Raw genomic sequence first — 15924 nt, forward strand, 5'->3', positions numbered from 1 at the left:
GTGTTCTTTCATCCAACGATATGCTGCGCGATAAACACGGTGATCGGCAGTAGAAGCAGGCTGACCACCGTGGTCGCAATCAGCGCTACGATACCGAGCTGCTTGGATCCGCCGTGAATGTAGCGTTCAAATAATACAGTCGCAAGTGTAAAGGTGGGCATCGACGCCTGCACGATAATAATTTTACCGAGAAGCTCCGGGATCGGCAGCAGCCAGACCAAAAGACAGGCCACCGCCGGCACGGTGAATACCTTCACTAGTACGGCTGTGCCCATAAAACGCTTGTACCCAGTCTTCACCATTTTCCAGTTCGAAGACGTGATCGTCGGAATCAACAGGCCGATTAAAATCATCGCAAGCGGCGCGGCCAGTCCCGAAATGGTGTTTACCGTTTCGAGAAAAATCATTGGAAGCATCACACCGGCGGAGGCAAGCATCACCGAACTGACAAGCGTCAAAAACGGCGTATTTAAAATGGCTGTCAGCTGCCGGAACGAAAAGCGCCCCGGCTTCAGCAGCAGAATACCAATCGTGAACACACTCGTCATGGTCCCGGCGTCATACACTGCCGCATACGACCCTGCTTCTGTTCCAAACAAAATTGTAATAAGCGGAATACCAATAAACCCAGTATTGCCGCACCCTGACACAATCGCAAGCTGGCGGGCTTCCATGTCAGTATAATGAAACGAGCGCCCAATCGAATAACCAAGAGCCATCCCGGTCCACGTAAGCCCGAGCGCGCACGCATAAACCATCGAAAACGACGCCCAGGTGGAGCTGTTGAATTCGAGCTGAAAAATGCTGTATACGACTACAGCCGGAAGTGCGAAATTAATAGCCACAAAGGAGATAAAACGGCGAGTTTCCACCGATACGTCGATCATTTTAGAGGTGACAAGACCGATTACCACCATCACGGCCATCATAAACACCGGCGTAATTATATCAATAATAGACATCCGTCTCGCCTCGGTTCTTTCATTATTTTCCTGAAGCTGCACGTGTTCTATCTTAATACAAATCGGCTGGAATGAAAACGAATGAAAGCTTGCTGTATCAATAAATTCTATGCAAACGCTTCCCATAGGCCGAAAAAGCTGCCCTCCTATCGGAAGGCAGCGGTCCGTTACGATGAGGTTTTGGGCTCCGGATGTTTTTTGCGGTTTAACAGCCGACGCAGATCGTCCTTTTGCTGTCTGGAAACAAGAATGTACAGAAAATCTCCTTCCTGGATCTCGGTATTGCCGCCCGGCGTTACGAGTTCATTGTTTCGCACCATGGCGCTTACGGTCGCGTCATTGGGAAAATTGATTTCATACAGCTGTTTCCCGACAATCGCCGATTCCTCGCTCGCCTCAAACTGCACCATTTCCGCATTCGCCGAGCCCATGCTGACGAGTTCGATGGAATGGTACGGTATTTCCTTCTTCGGACCAACCAGATGCAGAAGCTTCGCCACATAGGAGATGCTCGAGCCCTGAATAAGCGCGGAAGTCAACACGATAAAAAATACAAGGTTAAAAATCAACTGGGCATTGTCGAGACCGGCGACCACGGGAAACGTTGCAAGCACGATCGGTACCGCTCCGCGCAGGCCCGCCCAGGATAAAAACGTTCGTTCCTTTATCGTATAGCCGAGAAATGCTGTAGATATAAATACGGCGAGTGGCCGTGCGATAAACATCAGGATAAAGGATAAAGCAATACCGGCAAGCATCACATCTGTCGTAAACACCTGCCCGGGAAAAGCGAGCAGACCAAGAATAATAAACATCAGAATCTGGCTCATCCAGGCGAAACCTTCATTAAACTGAAAGATCGAGTAGCGGAACGTAAGCTCAGAGTTGCCGATTACAAGCGCAGCTATGTATACTGCCAAAAACCCGCTCGCTCCAACGGCCGCCGTCACGCTGTAGGCCAGAAGCGCAAAGGCCACCGAAAAAATCGGGTACAGACCACTGGATTCAAGACCGATATGGTTGATCGAAAACGAAGCGAAACGTCCAAACAGCAGTCCGAAAATAATCCCCGCACCAATCTGCCAGAAAAATGACGGAATGAGCATCCAAATGTCAGCATCCGCATTTGTCAGCAGTTCAATAAAAGATATAGTTAAAAAAACAGCCATCGGGTCATTCGTTCCTGACTCGGCTTCAAGCGTTGCCCCGAGCTTAGCTTTAATATTTCTTTCCTTCAGGGCAGCGAAAACGGCCGCCGCGTCGGTAGAGCCGACAATGGACCCAAGCAGCAGCGCTTCGTACCACGTAAAGTCGAGCAGCAGGTACGCCGTGCCTCCCACACATAAGGAGGTGATTACTACTCCCGCAGTCGCGAGCGAAATGGAGGGTACCGCTACTCGGCGTACTGTTGCCCATTTTGTCTGCAGCCCGCCCTCAAACAGAATAATCACGAGGGCAAATATACCGACCAGTTGGGCGACTTCGGCATTATCAAAATAAATGATTTCGAGGCCGTCGCTTCCGATCAGCATGCCGATCAGAATAAACAGCACCAGTGCCGGCAGCCCGAGTCGGTTCGAAAATTTAGCAACAATAATTCCGGCCACCAGCAGTAAACCGACAAGCAGAACGACTCCATCGTTTGCTTCCAAAAAATCCAATGTGTTTCGTTCCTTTCATGGCACATGCATCTGCACGCGTTATGTTTTATAGTTTTACGGTGATTTAATAGGAGAACAGGCGCCGGCTGTAGAAAAGAAGGCCGATGAATCAAACGGGGAAAATGGTACATAATAATATACTCTTTCTATTTTAACATTGATTTTTTATTCTCCATAGCGATCAGCCCTTTTGCGTTTTCATGCGTAACGAAACCATTTACAGGGAAAAGACGTATAGTGGTATATGCATATCAAAAGGAGGCAACCATTCATGGAAATATCCCGGATACTCAAATGGGTTACCGGCGGGATCGAACTGTTTCTCGGCATCCCAATTATCGGTGGACTCATTATTGTTGGCACAGGGTACCTGCCGCTGCAGATTATGCTTGTTGTCCATATTATCGCTCTTATTGCGTCTATTTATGATAAGCAAAAGAAAAGCGGCAACATTCTTGGGATCATTACGTCCGTCGTCGCCTATATCCCGGTTGTCGGTATGTTTATGCACATTCTTACCGGCATCTGGCTGCTTGTGGAAGCCTTTGGATATCAGCGCGAGAAAGAAATTTAAAGCGAGGCACGCCTCACACGGGCGTGTCCTGTTTATTTCTGCCTGAAAACAGGAATATGATTGTTAATACTTTTCAGGAAAGGAAGCAGTTACTTATGACCAAATGGAAAACGTCTACGCAGGCAGCCATGCTGCGCTCTTTTCAAAAACGCGTCAGTCAGCAGTCTCAGTCGTATATTACACCGCCGGCGGCGGATTCGGTCAGCATCTCCTCCTACCTGGTCGAAACGACGCCCGGAGCCACACCGGTACATATTTATTATCCAATTGCGGACGTTTCCAAAAAACTTCCGGTATATATCAACCTGCACGGAGGCGGCTTTGTAATGGGCAGCGCCAGCGAAGATGCGGGCTGGTGCAGATATATTGCCGCTGAAGTACCGTGTGTGGTGGTAAACATTGACTACCACCTGGCGCCGAAAACTCGTTTTCCGGCCCCGGTGCTTGAAGTGTTTGAAATTGTCGAATGGCTAACAGCACATGCTGGGCGCCTCTCGCTGCAGATGGATAACTACGTACTCGGCGGTCACAGCGCCGGAGGCAACCTTGCCGCTACGGGAAGCATGATGCTGCGTGATACCGGTCACACGCTTCCGAAGCTGCAGATTCTTGACTATCCCGTCCTCGATCTGCAGACGGATCCTTATGAAAAACCGGCGTATTCGACTGCCATTCCGCCGTACATTGCGCAGATTTTCAACGACAGCTACCTGCAGACACCGCAGGATGCCCGTCATCCCTACGCTTCACCATTATATGCTGAACAACTCGAAGGCCTGCCTCCGGCGCTCGTCATTACCGCTGAGTATGATTCGCTCGCCCGGGAGGCAACGCAATACGTGAATCGTCTGGAAAAAGCAGGCGTCGCTGTGCAGCATTATCCTTTTTCTACGACCAGCCACGGATTTACCCATATGGGAAATGAAGAAACCGCGCTTGAGGCGTGGGCCACAATCATTCATGCGCTGAAACGTGCCTTCAAATAAAATAAACCGCCCGTTCGTAACGGCCGGTTCATGAGCCGCCCTTCAAAGGGGCGGCTTTTTAGTTACAGATCGTGTCTTCACAGATGTCGCGGTTTTTCATGTCAATCTGAATAGTTGTATGGTGGATGCCGTGCTCCCTGTGCAGCAGCTCGTTGGCATTTTTCAGCGCCTCCTGCTGGCTCGTGCCTTCTTCAACGACCAGGTGACAGCTAAGGGCCGGAAAGTCTGACGTAATCGACCAGACGTGCAGATCATGAATATCTTTGACGTTCTCAACAGTGAGCAGTTGTTCCTTGATCTGCTTCGTATCGATTCCTTCCGGCGTGCCCTCCATGAGTACGTGCACCGAGTCCCGCAGCACCCGGAGACCGCTGATAAAGACAAGCACCGCAACGACCATGCTTGCGATCGGGTCCGCAAGGCTCCAGCCAAACAGCATAATCAGAATGGCAGCTGTAATGGCACCGACCGAGCCGAGCAGGTCTCCGAGTACGTGTAGAAACGCGCTCCGTACGTTTAAATTTTCATGGTTGTCTCCGCTGTGAAGAATGCGGGCCACAATAATGTTGACGATCAGGCCGATAGTGGCTACGATCAGCATCCCTGTGCTGACCACGGAAGGCGGATCCATTAAACGCTGAATGCCTTCATACGTAATATATACAGCAATTACCACCAGCGCAAGACCGTTAATAAACGCCGCCAGCACTTCAAACCGGCGGTAGCCGTAAGTTTTCGACGAGGTCGCCCTGCGGCTGCCGTACCATATGGCTGCAAAGCTGAGGCCGAGCGCTGCTGAATCACTCAGCATATGCCCTGCGTCAGAAAGCAGTGCCAGACTGTTCGTCCACAGACCTCCGATCACTTCGACGACCATGAAAACAGTAATTAAAATAAATGACCATTTCAGGGCCGTCTTGTTTGTCGTTCCGTGATCATGGCTGTGCCCTTCATGCGACATAATGTCTCCTCCCTGCTTCTATACCTTTTATATTCAAATCACCTTTTGATTATATTATACCACTTTCATTTTATTATTCAAACGTCCTTTTGAATAATAAAATGTCTAAATTTTTCTTTAAAAGGGAATACAGTAACGTACGTAGAAGTTAACGTTACAAAACCCACACAAGGAGAAGATGTTTATGCACAAACTCGTCAAACAAGCAGGCCTTGGCGCCTGCGGTCTGATCGCCGCAGCAGCTGCCTATGCATTCTTTTCACCGCGGCCGGCTGCGTGGTATGTAAAGCAGGCCTTCGAAGGCGGCCTCGAAACCGAAGCTCCCGATTTTGCCGAAGCTGCCGAAAATACGGTACAGTATAAGGATATTGACTACGAATCCCAATACCGTAACGGACGGCTTGATATTATTTTGACGACAGAAAAAAAAGAAAAAACGCCGGTTATTTTTTGGATGCACGGCGGCGCCTACGTCGCAGGCGACAAGCAGGATGCTTCCAAATACGTCACCTATCTGGCTGCCTCCGGCTATAATGTGATCAACATTAATTACGCACTCGCACCGGCCGCCGCTTACCCGGCACCGTTAATCCAGCTCGATGAAGCGTACCGCTATATTAAACGGCACGCCGATGAGTATGGGATCGATCTGACCAATATTTTTTTCGCCGGCGATTCTGCCGGGGCGCAGATCGTCTCCCAGTATGCGGCCATCCAGCTGAATGAGGGGTACTCCCCGTGGGTGCCGGTAAGACGGCATATTGACCCGCTTTACATTAAAGGGGTGCTGCTGTTCTGCGGCCCGTACGACCTTCGCCAGATCGCCGGCGCACCGCTCGGCTGGTTCAACCGCTTTCTTTTCAAGCGTATCGGCTGGGCATACATCGGCACTTACAACTGGGAGGACGCTCCGGCACTTACGGAAATATCGATGCTCCAGCGTCCACCGGAAAAATTCGCACCTACGTTTATTACAGACGGCAATAAAAACTCCTTCGACACCCAGGGGCGCCGGCTTGCTGCCCTGTTAAGCCGCCGCGTGCCCGTTCGGGACATCTTTTACGATAAGGACGAAACGCCGGTCGAACACGAATATCAATTTATTATGGATAAGCCTGCCGCCCGGCAGACGTTCCGTTCCCTGACTGCTTTTATTGATACGTACAGCCGTACGTAAACGATGAAAAGGGCCTGCTGCGCATACATGCGATCAGGCCCTTTTTCTGCGCCGGCTGTTATACGTCCAGCAGCGTCCTGAGACGATTCATGATTTCCCCGCCGTGTTCGCCGACAATCACGTCGTCCTCGAGACGAATGCCGCCCCAGCCTTCAATATACATGCCCGGCTCAATGGTGAGTACCATCCCGGCTTTAAGCAGATCGTCGTTTTCGCCGTGAATCGACGGCGCCTCGTGCACATCCATACCGAGACCGTGACCGACGCGGGTGATGAAATAATCGCCGTACCCGGCTGCTGTAAGCACGTCCCGCGCGGCTTTATCAACGTCTCCGATCCGTCCGCCGTCCCGGCATGCCTCTATCGCTGCTGCTTTCGCCTCCGACACAATCTCAAGGCGCCCCCGGGTAATTTCATCAGCTCCGCCGAATACCCAGGTGCGCGTCATATCAGAGCAAAAACGTCCGTAGCGGGCGCCGAGATCCACCAGAATCAGGTCACCCTTTTGCAGCCGGGCTTCTGAAGGAACGCCATGCGGATAGGCGCTTTTTTCTCCGAACAGGACGATCGTATCAAACGCCGCACCATCCGCTCCCTGCTTTTTCATTACCTCTTCAAGCTGATGAACGACCTCCCGTTCAGTCACTCCTTCCCAAAGCCCTTCTGCAACGGTTTCAAGTGCCCGTTCAGTGATATCCACTGCGTGCTGAATCTGCTTCAGCTCCTCCGGCGATTTTACCTGGCGGCTCTGCGCAACCACGTGCTCAAAATCTGTATAGCGGATCCCCGGATAAATCTGTTCCAGCTTTTCGAACCGGGCCACAGATAAATGATTTTTCTCCACTGCGACCCGGAAAGGATTCGGCATCTGTTTATGAAGTGCTTTTTTCACACTTTCCCACGGGTCCTCGCTGTCCGTGTAGGTAACAATGCTTCCATGCCAACCGCTTTTTTTCGCCAGCGCCCCTTCCATTTCCGGGCAGACAAGCAGAGGCTCTCCCTGCCGAAAAAGGATAAGCATTAAAAGCCGTTCATGCGGGTCTGTGTAAAAGCCGCTAGCATAGTAAATATCAGCCGGATTCGTAATAACGGCTGCGTCCTCCTCGCGTTCTATTAACGCTCTCGTCCATGCTTCAATTATCGCATTCATCTTTTGGCCCCCCTTTTCTTTAGTATCGCATAAGTTTTCAGATGCTTTCCAGCCGCTCCTTGTTTTGCCCAAGGTTTGCCTGGAGGCAAAGACGGGAAATAACGACAACAATAAGTGAAACGACGCCCTTTTTGGCTGCGTACAAATATATAGATAAACAGCGTGGTGGTTTCGCGCATATTGCGCAAACCAGGAAGGGGGGACAACATCTATGCAGAACCAGGAATGGGTCTTTAACGATATACTTTTCTTTTCCTCCCACAATTCAGTTCCAGTTTACAACAACGGAGGGGAAACGGTCGGCCTTCTTGAACGGGCCGACGCCACATCCATCGACGTTAACACCGATCATATGCGCACCGGGGACGCTTACCGGTTTAAAGATACGCACGGCCGAACGCGGATGGCCATGGGTGTAAAAAAAGGCAAGATGCACCGGCGCCTCCGCTATCATTATATGTTTCAGCCATGCAGCGAAGAAGAAGAAATTGAGCTGCGTGATCAAATATTTTTCCCTTACTTTCGTTTTCATGTAAAGGGACGCATTAATGATGAACAGCTCGAAATCTACCAGACCCGCCACGAACAGCTGATTGTACGGTGCGAAAAAGTAACTGTCGCTACGATTACCTTTAAAAATTCCGGATGGAAGGTTTCAGCCTCCGTTAATAAAATCCAGGATTCCTGCGTAACAACTCCGGAATTTCTTACTCTCGCCTACTGTATGTTCCGCCTGAACGACTTTGAATCCTCCGATATTAAAACGCTGTAAGCAAAGTCCGCAACAGAAAATTTTCTTCGTTAATATAAGATTGACGCATAGCCCTATATGAAGGCTGATTAACAGGAGCACTGAACGGTGCTCTTTTTTATGGCTTAAGCATATTAAAAAACCGCCTTCCCTTTTGAGGAAGACGGGTTCTGTTCATTTATTAATTAGTCTACTACTGTTACTTCCAGATCCTGACGCCCGAATTCATAAGCATCCGATTTTGTCGGTACGTGGATGTCGATGCGGTCGTTATTGATGGCACCGCCAGTGTCGGCTGCTTCATACGTGCCCATGCCTTCAATTTTCACAGTAGATCCGAGTGGGATCACATCCGGATCTACGGCAATAACATTAGCGTCACGGTCGTTGTTCAGGTTTTTGCCCGTAGCGGTAATGCCGCTGCAGCCGGCACATTCAGCCGTGTAGGCGGTAGCTTCCATCGTCATGGTTTCGCCGCCTGTGCTGGCGTCACCGCTTGTCGATTCTTCCGAAGAGCTGCTGCTTTCGCTTTCAGAGGAGCTGCTTTCCGAGGATTCGGAGGTGGAAGCTCCTTCCACTGCTTCGCCGCCCTCTACGTCATCAAGCGCCGCGCGGGTGTTTGGTCCGATGATGCCATCTACAGTTAAGCCCTGATCACGCTGGAAGCTTCGTACAGCGCTATCAGTGATTGACCCGTAAATGCCGTCAACGGCGTAGTCATAATAGCCTTCATCCTCGAGGACGGACTGTGCTTCGGATACGTCGTCCCCGCGGTCCCCCTTATTTAATAAGTCTGCTGCGTCCGATACGGCCGGTGCTGCTGCAAGAAGTCCCGTTCCGAGTGCGAAACCGCCGGCCCACTTCATCGATTGACTTACAGAAAACATATGTGAATACCCCCAACTGTTTGAATTTCTCTCACAGCAAGAACTATAACGGACCACCATGGGGGTCTTCAAGCTTATTAGTTAATTGTAATTACATTGTAATTTCTATGTAATTATTACTAATGAATGATAAATTCCCGTAACAAAGTCTCTGTTTTTCCGAATGTTCATGAATTTTCCGGGCAGAACGGCTTAGATACACCCTTCTATTTGCTATTCGTTCCAGTCGGCTCCGATCCCATATTACAAAAGCTTTTTAAGTCTGTTACAGGAATTCTGCTTTTTTTCACGAAAGTAGTAAGTAAACGACCCGGAGATTTTCAAACTAAACCGAAGGGGTGCTTCGGCATGTTTACTGGCAGTCTGATTGTCCATATCACTGCAGGGTTTCTGGCTCTCGGCGTGTTTTGGATACCGCTGGTTACGAAAAAAGGAGGACGCACGCACAGGCGCGCAGGCTGGGTGTTCGTTTTTGCTATGATGACCGTCGCTTTTACCGCCTTTCATCTTTCCTTTTACCGCTTGTTTGTCTCTGCCGGCCGCACACCCGGCGAAGACGCCTTTTCCTACTTTCTCTTATTTATCGCTGTATTGAGCATTGCCACCGCCTGGCACGGCATACGGGTGCTCCGTTTCAAAAAACGAAAAGCGATTCACCGTCAACCTGTCGATATCGGCATTTCCTTTCTTCTTCTCGGTTCCGGACTGGCAGCCTGCCTCTACGGCTTAGTGCAGGGCATTGCTCTCATTACCTACTTTCCCCTCATCGGCATCGCTCTTGGCAGTCTGCAGCTGTACTACTGGCTTCGTCCCCCGGCCGAACGCATGCACTGGCTTTACGAACATCTAGGCAGTATGATCGGCTGCTCCATTGCCACGATTACGGCTTTCACGGTATTCGGGGCACCGCAGCTGTTAAACATGGAGGAGGTGTCGTTATTCATCTGGCTGCTCCCGACGTTTTTACTGGTGCCATTAATTATCGGCTTCTCCCGTCACTACCAGCGGAAATTCAACCCACCCGTCAGCAAATAAGTGATTCTTTCCTTTTATGTCTTTATGTCTGCAAAAACCGGGCCGTTCTCACATAAAAAAGCTGATCCTGAAAAGAATCAGCTACTCGTCTGTCTGTTGTCTGATCAGCATACGCCTGATGCGAAGCGTACGGTTTGTCGGCACGTAAAATACCCTAGCCGAACCCTCTTCCTTCAAAAGAGGAAAGGTCGGAAGCTTATCATCAATCTTAATAATGGTCGCAGTGCGTCTATCTGTGAGCTCCACCGTAGCTCCCAGTGGAAAAATCTCCAGGGTTTCACACAATCTCGCCACATATTTCACGTCCACGCTTTCCTCCTGCAGAATAATCCGAATGGCTTTATGGGGACAAACTGCATTTCTGTAAGGCCGGTCGAGCGACAGCGCGGAATATATATCCAGTACGCCGATCAGGCGTGCCTGCTGCGATATCTCATGTCCGGCAATGCCATAAGGATATCCCCTGCCATTTAAACGCTCATGATGATCACGAGCCATCACAGCAATATTTTCCGAAAATTTAAACTCTTTAAGCAATTCGTATCCGGCCAACGGATGCGTCTGAACCATTGCCATTTCCGAGCCGTTCAGTGCACCTTTTTTCCATAGAATCTCCTGTGGTACCTTCAGCTTGCCCACATCATGAAGCAGACAGCCGATCGCTGTCTCCCGTAAGTTCGGAAAATCCGATTCGTAAGCCAGCAGCGACCCTAGAATAAATACATCAAACGAGTGCTGATAAGTATACGGATCCCAGTCTTCCAGCTTATCCATCAGCGCCTTCACTTTCGTTTCTTTCATAATAGAGCAGAATAAGTTTTCCAGCCATTCATAGCGCCTCTGGTCATTCAGCGCAAAGCCAAAACGATATTCATTGCCCAGGCCAATCACGTTTTCCAAAAACAGGCGTTTTAACTCCTGCTCACTCATCTGCGCTCCTTTTTCCACTGGTTCGTTACCGTGTTGAATTTCCACTGCTTCAATGCCCCATCTGTGTAGCCTGTCGATCCATTCCTTCGTTAATACCTTTCCCCTTTTCAACGCCAGAGCGTTTCCTTTGTACACATCCTCCCCTAAGACGTCTTCCGGCCGTAAGTCTCTAACTAATACCTCTGCCATTCCGTCCACCGCCCATCCTCGTATTTAAAATAAAGTATTCCAAGTACTTATTAGGTATATAATCATAGTACTTTAGTTTGTTATTAAAATCAATATACAATTTGCAAATTATTCCATAAAAAAGACTGGAAGCTCCCGGCTTCCAGTCATACTACTTTTCTTCTTTACTATCCACGATCAATATATCGCAGTTGGCCGAACGGACGACGGCTTCCGAGAAACTGCCCATCAGCGTGCGGTCCATTTTATTTTTGCTCGTCTGCGGAAGCAGCACCAAATCAATCTGATAGTCCGGCACTACCTTCTGCAGCAGCGTCTGCGTCGGGGCCCCGTGCTCCACAATCAGCTTCGCATCGAGCTTCCCGTGCCCGTGAGACTCTGCCTTCCGCTTCACGGTATGAAGTGTTTCGGTTGCTTCTTCTTCAGCTTTTTTTAAAACATCTTCTTCATAGCGGGCAAACGGCCCGTAGCCCTTTTCCTCGACCATGGATGCTAAATAAAGTTTCGCTCCGTGGAGTTCGGCCAGCTGGCAGCCTTTTTGGACGACATGCTCCGGCACGCCTGCCGTCGGATGTACGCCGATTAAAATGTTTTTGTATAGTTCCATATTTATACGCCTCCTTATTAAGTATATGGAATGCGTAATATGACTATTCCCATCTACCTGAAAATGTATGCATCAATTCGTGAAAACAGGAAGCGTTCCGGCGATTACATGCAGCTGAGAAGACCCTTGGATTTCCGCCCAGGCAGGGCTCGTGCCGTTTTCAATACGCGGAAAACTGCTCAAATATATTTCTACACGCAGGCGGCTGCCCGCCGAAAACCAGTACGCCGTTCTGCCAATATCAATGACTCGCTTTCCTGCCGCTTCCGGCTGTCCCTCCAAGGAATCCATGACGTTCCATGCACTCCCGTCCGGCTGCACCTCGCTTATTCGCAGGCCGATCGGAAGTTCCGGGCGGCTCGCATTCATCCAAAGACGCGCCTGTGCGGTGCCAAGCATTTCCCAGTTTTCCTGCAGTGGTGCGCTCGTATAAACCAGCACGTCACTTCGAGCCTGTACCTCCTGCTGATCAAAGCTTCCTGCCGGAAATCCGCTCATTAAAATATTTCCGCCGATCGTCGGTACCGGGTAATCCGGATCATGCTCTATCCGGATACTGGAGGCCTGCTCCGGGGCATCCCCGAAAAGCAGGCCGTCAGAGTGCATGTAAAACACTGTCTCCGAATTCCCCTCCGGTATTTTCGTTCCGCTTCTCCATTTGCCGGCGTTCATCACGTAATAGTGCACTGGGTTCCGAGGTGGGGCTTTTTCGTCCCTCAGCCAGCGGTCGAACCATTGCAGAAACAACGCGGTACGATCCACCTGTGCATCAGGGAAAAACACATCTCCCGCCTGTCCGCTCTGGTCTTCGTGCGTCCACGGACCAATCCAGAGCTCCACGGGTCCGGCCGTTCTCTGATACAAATCAATGGTTTCTTCAAGAAAACAGTCGTACCATCCGGCCAGAAACAGTGCGGGTACTTTAATGCTCTCCGGGTTCACCTGCATGCGTTCCCTGGTTTCTTCAGAAACATTTCCAAGCAGGAAGTCGTTATAGTACGACGGCAGACCGGCAGCTGTGACTGGAGGCCATGTGAGCGGGTTCCCTTTTCCGAGCCAGGCCGGCAGATCTTTAAGATACCTGCTGATACGATCCGGTCCTTCGGGATCTTCCAACCGCTCCAGGTGATCCGGAAGCATTGACTCGGCGACCCACGTCTGCCATTTGCCGATCTCGAACACGCCCCGGTCTCCCCGCATCGTGCTCCAGCCGTCCGCAAAGGCCATCATCGGCGCTATTGCCACAAGCGACGGCGGCTGTCCGGCGGCCGCTGCCACCTGAGTGAAGCCGTGATACGACATACCGATCATGCCGACACGCCCGTTCACCTCCGGCAGACGTGCTGCCCATTCCACCGAATCATAGCCGTCTTCGGCTTCATATATAAATGGATAAAATTCTCCCTCCGAGGCAAATCGGCCGCGCACGTCCTGAATAACGACCACGTAGCCGGCCACCGTCAGGCGCTCCACTTCGGCAAATGTCTCCCGGTAGTGGCGGGTCGTTTTGTCATACGGAAGCCGGAGCAAAAGAGCCGGCCAGCTTCCGGACCCGTCCGGGCGGTACACGTCTGCGCGCAGCACGGTGCCGTCGCGCATCCGGCCTTCCACCTGCTCTTCGATACGCATGCTACGAACGTACTTCCTCGTGGCCAATCGAAAACGTTCCGCCTGATACGTCCTTGACGTTGTGAACAACGATGAACGCATTCGGATCCACTTCTTTAATAACCCGTTTGAGGCGAAGCAGGCGGTGGGAGTGAATAACAATATACAGCACGCGGCGCTGTTCCTTCATATACTCGCCCCGGCCGTCAAAAACGGTCGCACTCGAGGCAAGCTCCTTTGTAATACGCTCCGATATCTGTTCGGAGTATGGAGATACCACGTTGAGTGCTTTTTTCGAGTCAAAGCCGCCGAGCACAAAGTCGGTGACAACCTTTCCGATGTAGAGTGTAATCAGGGTATACATCGTAGATACCGGCCCGATAATGAAAATCCCTGCAATCACGACGAGCGCATCCAGGACGAGCGTCATGCCGGTCAGATCCCAGCCGAGCTGCTGATTAAAGGCACGGGCGATAATGGACGTGCCGCCAACAGAGCTTCCGGCCTGATAAATAAAACCAAAGCCGACACCGGTAATCGCCCCGGCGAAAATCGCCGCAAGCATCGGGTCCTCCATCGGACGGGCGTACACCCCTTCAAAAATCCAGATGAATACCGAAAACAGCGCCACGTTAAAAATCGTTTTATACACCATATGGCGTGGAAGGTAACGGATTCCGACACCAAGCAGCAGAAGAAAAATAATCGGTGTTGAAATACTCGGCGAAATGTCGAGCCCGTAATAGATCAGAAGAGACATCCCGACAATACCGCCCTCGGCAATGGAGTTTGGCATCGCAAGCTGCGTTACCGCGAGCGCAAACAGCAGCGTGCCGATAGTAATATACATTATATTTTTCATACTTTCTTTTCCCCCTTATATACATATTTTCAGACAAAACTATATTATAACGTAAAAAAGAGCAGGAACGCAGCCTGCGTTCCTGCCCACGCTTATTTGCCGCGTTTTTGGTCGAGGTTTAAGGTCTTGACAATGCCGACGCACATTAAAATGACAATGACCGACAGCGGCAGCGCGCTGACCACGATGGCAGTCTGGAATGCGCTCAGGCCGCCAACCACTAATAGAATCGCGGTGACGGAGACGAAGAACACGCCCCACATGATTTTTATCGACACCGGTGGATTCAGGCTGCCTCCGGTCGTCTGCATCCCGAGCACAAACGTCGCAGAGTCGGCCGTGGTCACGAAGAAGATCGTCACCACGATGATGGCAAACACGGACATAATGCCTCCGAGCGGATACGTCTCGAGCACGTAGAACAGTGCTGTTTCAAGCGACTGCGATGATACCTCGCGTCCCTCGAACAGCTCGAGGAAAATCGCGCTTCCACCAAGCGTGCTGAACCAGAAGAACGAAACGATCGACGGCACGAGCAGCACCCCGGCCATAAATTCACGAATTGTCCGTCCCCTTGAAATCCGGGCCACAAACATCCCGACGAACGGTGTCCAGGAAATCCACCAGGCCCAATAGAAGACGGTCCAATTCTGCGTCCACGATGCTTCCTGCTCATCAATCGGATCCATGCGCAGCCCCCATCCGAGGAAGTTCTGCACGTAATCCGACAGGCCGGAAGCAAACATGTTAATTAAAAAGAGCGTCGGTCCGGCGATCAGCATGAACAGAAGCAGGATGCCGGTCAGACTCAGGTTGATGTTACTCAAATACTTGATGCCCCGCTGAATTCCCGTGCTTGCGGACGTCACGAAAATGATTGTAACAATCGTCATAATAATGAACTGGACGCCAAGATTGTATGGCACGCCGAAAATAAACTGCAGGCCGGCGTTAATCTGCTGGGACCCGAGCCCGAGTGAGGCGGCGACTCCGAACAGTGTAGCGAATACGGCGATAATATCGACAACATTTGCGACCGGTCCGTACGCATATTTTCCGAGTACCGGGCGGAGCGTCGTGCTCATCAGCCCCGGCGCCTGATAGCGGAACTGCTGCAGAGCGAGCGCCAGCGCCACCAGCGCATAGATCGCCCAGGCGTGCAGCCCCCAGTGAAGCCACGTCGAAGAAACGCCCCGGATGGCATCACTTTCTGCACCGCCCTCGCCGTTTGGCGGGCTCGAAAAGTGCCCGATCGGCTCGGACACGCCGTAAAACAGCAGCCCGATACCGATACCGGCAGAAAACAGCATCGTAAACCAGGTGAGCCGGTTAAACTCAGGCTTTTCGTCCGGCTTTCCGAGCCGCACCCTTCCGTATTTACTGAATCCCAGGTAGACGGCGAAAATTAACAGAAGTGTCACTAAAATCTGAAAATACCAGCCAAAATTCACAAATACAAAGGCCTGGGCAGCAGTCATTGCTGCTTCAAGCTGCGCGGTAAAAAACACGCCGAATGCTAAGAATAATAGAATAAGAACGATCGACACTTTTAAAACAGTCGTCATTTGTCTCATTATGTATGTA

General features: G+C 50.8%; 15 protein-coding genes. 5 read left to right on the top strand and 10 right to left on the bottom strand.

Annotated features, from left to right (window positions below; genetic code table 11):
• Positions 1-8: 8 nt before the first annotated feature.
• Entirely contained in the window at positions 9-1088 is a 1080-nt protein-coding gene (locus Q9M42_RS13140) for an AEC family transporter (protein ID WP_322526924.1), read from the bottom strand.
• A 41-nt stretch (positions 1089-1129) separates the two neighbouring features.
• On the bottom strand, positions 1130-2623 hold the full coding sequence (locus Q9M42_RS13145) for a potassium/proton antiporter (protein ID WP_440972328.1): 1494 nt from the start codon (positions 2621-2623) through the stop codon (positions 1130-1132).
• 271 nt (positions 2624-2894) lie between these two features.
• Between Q9M42_RS13145 and Q9M42_RS13150 the strand changes: the two genes are divergently transcribed.
• Both Q9M42_RS13150 and Q9M42_RS13155 read left to right on the top strand, forming a co-directional pair.
• Positions 2895-3197, top strand: a complete 303-nt coding sequence (locus tag Q9M42_RS13150) for a hypothetical protein (RefSeq protein WP_322526926.1) — start codon at positions 2895-2897, stop codon at positions 3195-3197.
• A gap of 95 nt (positions 3198-3292) precedes the next feature.
• Positions 3293-4183: an alpha/beta hydrolase gene (locus tag Q9M42_RS13155; protein WP_322526927.1), complete on the top strand. Its 891-nt coding sequence runs from the start codon at positions 3293-3295 to the stop codon at positions 4181-4183.
• 58 nt (positions 4184-4241) lie between these two features.
• Here the strand turns inward: Q9M42_RS13155 and Q9M42_RS13160 are convergent, their stop codons facing one another.
• Complete coding sequence (locus tag Q9M42_RS13160) at positions 4242-5144, bottom strand: cation diffusion facilitator family transporter (protein ID WP_322526928.1); 903 nt, start codon at positions 5142-5144, stop codon at positions 4242-4244.
• Between the two features lie 184 nt (positions 5145-5328).
• Here Q9M42_RS13160 and Q9M42_RS13165 point away from each other — a divergent pair, with 184 nt between their 5' ends.
• On the top strand, positions 5329-6321 hold the full coding sequence (locus Q9M42_RS13165; protein WP_322526929.1) for an alpha/beta hydrolase: 993 nt from the start codon (positions 5329-5331) through the stop codon (positions 6319-6321).
• A 58-nt stretch (positions 6322-6379) separates the two neighbouring features.
• Here the strand turns inward: Q9M42_RS13165 and Q9M42_RS13170 are convergent, their stop codons facing one another.
• Positions 6380-7471: a M24 family metallopeptidase gene (locus Q9M42_RS13170; RefSeq protein WP_322526930.1), complete on the bottom strand. Its 1092-nt coding sequence runs from the start codon at positions 7469-7471 to the stop codon at positions 6380-6382.
• A 211-nt stretch (positions 7472-7682) separates the two neighbouring features.
• Here Q9M42_RS13170 and Q9M42_RS13175 point away from each other — a divergent pair, with 211 nt between their 5' ends.
• Positions 7683-8243, top strand: a complete 561-nt coding sequence (locus tag Q9M42_RS13175; RefSeq protein ID WP_322526931.1) for a hypothetical protein — start codon at positions 7683-7685, stop codon at positions 8241-8243.
• Between the two features lie 164 nt (positions 8244-8407).
• Here Q9M42_RS13175 and Q9M42_RS13180 read toward each other — a convergent pair whose 3' ends face one another.
• Positions 8408-9109 carry a peptidoglycan-binding protein gene (locus Q9M42_RS13180; RefSeq protein ID WP_322526932.1) on the bottom strand — a complete coding sequence of 234 codons (702 nt, stop codon included), beginning with the start codon at positions 9107-9109 and terminating at the stop codon, positions 8408-8410.
• 348 nt (positions 9110-9457) lie between these two features.
• Here Q9M42_RS13180 and Q9M42_RS13185 point away from each other — a divergent pair, with 348 nt between their 5' ends.
• Positions 9458-10144: a DUF2306 domain-containing protein gene (locus tag Q9M42_RS13185; protein ID WP_322526933.1), complete on the top strand. Its 687-nt coding sequence runs from the start codon at positions 9458-9460 to the stop codon at positions 10142-10144.
• A gap of 81 nt (positions 10145-10225) precedes the next feature.
• Here the strand turns inward: Q9M42_RS13185 and Q9M42_RS13190 are convergent, their stop codons facing one another.
• The 5 genes from Q9M42_RS13190 to Q9M42_RS13210 form a co-directional block, all read right to left on the bottom strand.
• A complete protein-coding gene (locus Q9M42_RS13190; RefSeq protein ID WP_322526934.1) occupies positions 10226-11263 on the bottom strand; it encodes an HD-GYP domain-containing protein in 1038 nt (345 codons plus the stop codon).
• 151 nt (positions 11264-11414) lie between these two features.
• Positions 11415-11870 (bottom strand): universal stress protein, encoded by a 456-nt coding sequence (locus Q9M42_RS13195; RefSeq protein WP_322526935.1) that lies wholly within the window; start codon positions 11868-11870, stop codon positions 11415-11417.
• Positions 11871-11942: 72 nt separating this feature from the next.
• Complete coding sequence (locus Q9M42_RS13200; RefSeq protein ID WP_322526936.1) at positions 11943-13499, bottom strand: CocE/NonD family hydrolase; 1557 nt, start codon at positions 13497-13499, stop codon at positions 11943-11945.
• A 1-nt stretch (position 13500) separates the two neighbouring features.
• Complete coding sequence (locus tag Q9M42_RS13205; protein ID WP_322526937.1) at positions 13501-14340, bottom strand: YitT family protein; 840 nt, start codon at positions 14338-14340, stop codon at positions 13501-13503.
• 92 nt (positions 14341-14432) lie between these two features.
• Positions 14433-15914 (bottom strand): BCCT family transporter, encoded by a 1482-nt coding sequence (locus Q9M42_RS13210; protein ID WP_322526938.1) that lies wholly within the window; start codon positions 15912-15914, stop codon positions 14433-14435.
• Positions 15915-15924 lie beyond the last annotated feature (10 nt).

The organism is Marinococcus luteus, assembly GCF_034497705.1.
Taxonomy (GTDB): Bacteria; Bacillota; Bacilli; order Bacillales; family Marinococcaceae; genus Marinococcus; species Marinococcus luteus_A.

Excerpts from the sequence above, each read along its gene's own strand:
- Q9M42_RS13190 (WP_322526934.1), bottom strand. The coding sequence starts at position 11,263 with ATGGCAGAGGTATTAGTTAGAGACTTACGGCCGGAAGACGTCTTAGGG.
- Q9M42_RS13180 (WP_322526932.1), bottom strand. The coding sequence starts at position 9,109 with ATGTTTTCTGTAAGTCAATCGATGAAGTGGGCCGGCGGTTTCGCACTC.
- Q9M42_RS13140 (WP_322526924.1), bottom strand. The coding sequence starts at position 1,088 with ATGGGAAGCGTTTGCATAGAATTTATTGATACAGCAAGCTTTCATTCG.
- Q9M42_RS13150 (WP_322526926.1), top strand. The coding sequence starts at position 2,895 with ATGGAAATATCCCGGATACTCAAATGGGTTACCGGCGGGATCGAACTG.
- Q9M42_RS13170 (WP_322526930.1), bottom strand. The coding sequence starts at position 7,471 with ATGAATGCGATAATTGAAGCATGGACGAGAGCGTTAATAGAACGCGAG.
- Q9M42_RS13200 (WP_322526936.1), bottom strand. The coding sequence starts at position 13,499 with ATGCGTATCGAAGAGCAGGTGGAAGGCCGGATGCGCGACGGCACCGTG.
- Q9M42_RS13175 (WP_322526931.1), top strand. The coding sequence starts at position 7,683 with ATGCAGAACCAGGAATGGGTCTTTAACGATATACTTTTCTTTTCCTCC.
- Q9M42_RS13165 (WP_322526929.1), top strand. The coding sequence starts at position 5,329 with ATGCACAAACTCGTCAAACAAGCAGGCCTTGGCGCCTGCGGTCTGATC.
- Q9M42_RS13155 (WP_322526927.1), top strand. The coding sequence starts at position 3,293 with ATGACCAAATGGAAAACGTCTACGCAGGCAGCCATGCTGCGCTCTTTT.
- Q9M42_RS13160 (WP_322526928.1), bottom strand. The coding sequence starts at position 5,144 with ATGTCGCATGAAGGGCACAGCCATGATCACGGAACGACAAACAAGACG.
- Q9M42_RS13205 (WP_322526937.1), bottom strand. The coding sequence starts at position 14,340 with ATGAAAAATATAATGTATATTACTATCGGCACGCTGCTGTTTGCGCTC.
- Q9M42_RS13185 (WP_322526933.1), top strand. The coding sequence starts at position 9,458 with ATGTTTACTGGCAGTCTGATTGTCCATATCACTGCAGGGTTTCTGGCT.
- Q9M42_RS13210 (WP_322526938.1), bottom strand. The coding sequence starts at position 15,914 with ATGAGACAAATGACGACTGTTTTAAAAGTGTCGATCGTTCTTATTCTA.
- Q9M42_RS13195 (WP_322526935.1), bottom strand. The coding sequence starts at position 11,870 with ATGGAACTATACAAAAACATTTTAATCGGCGTACATCCGACGGCAGGC.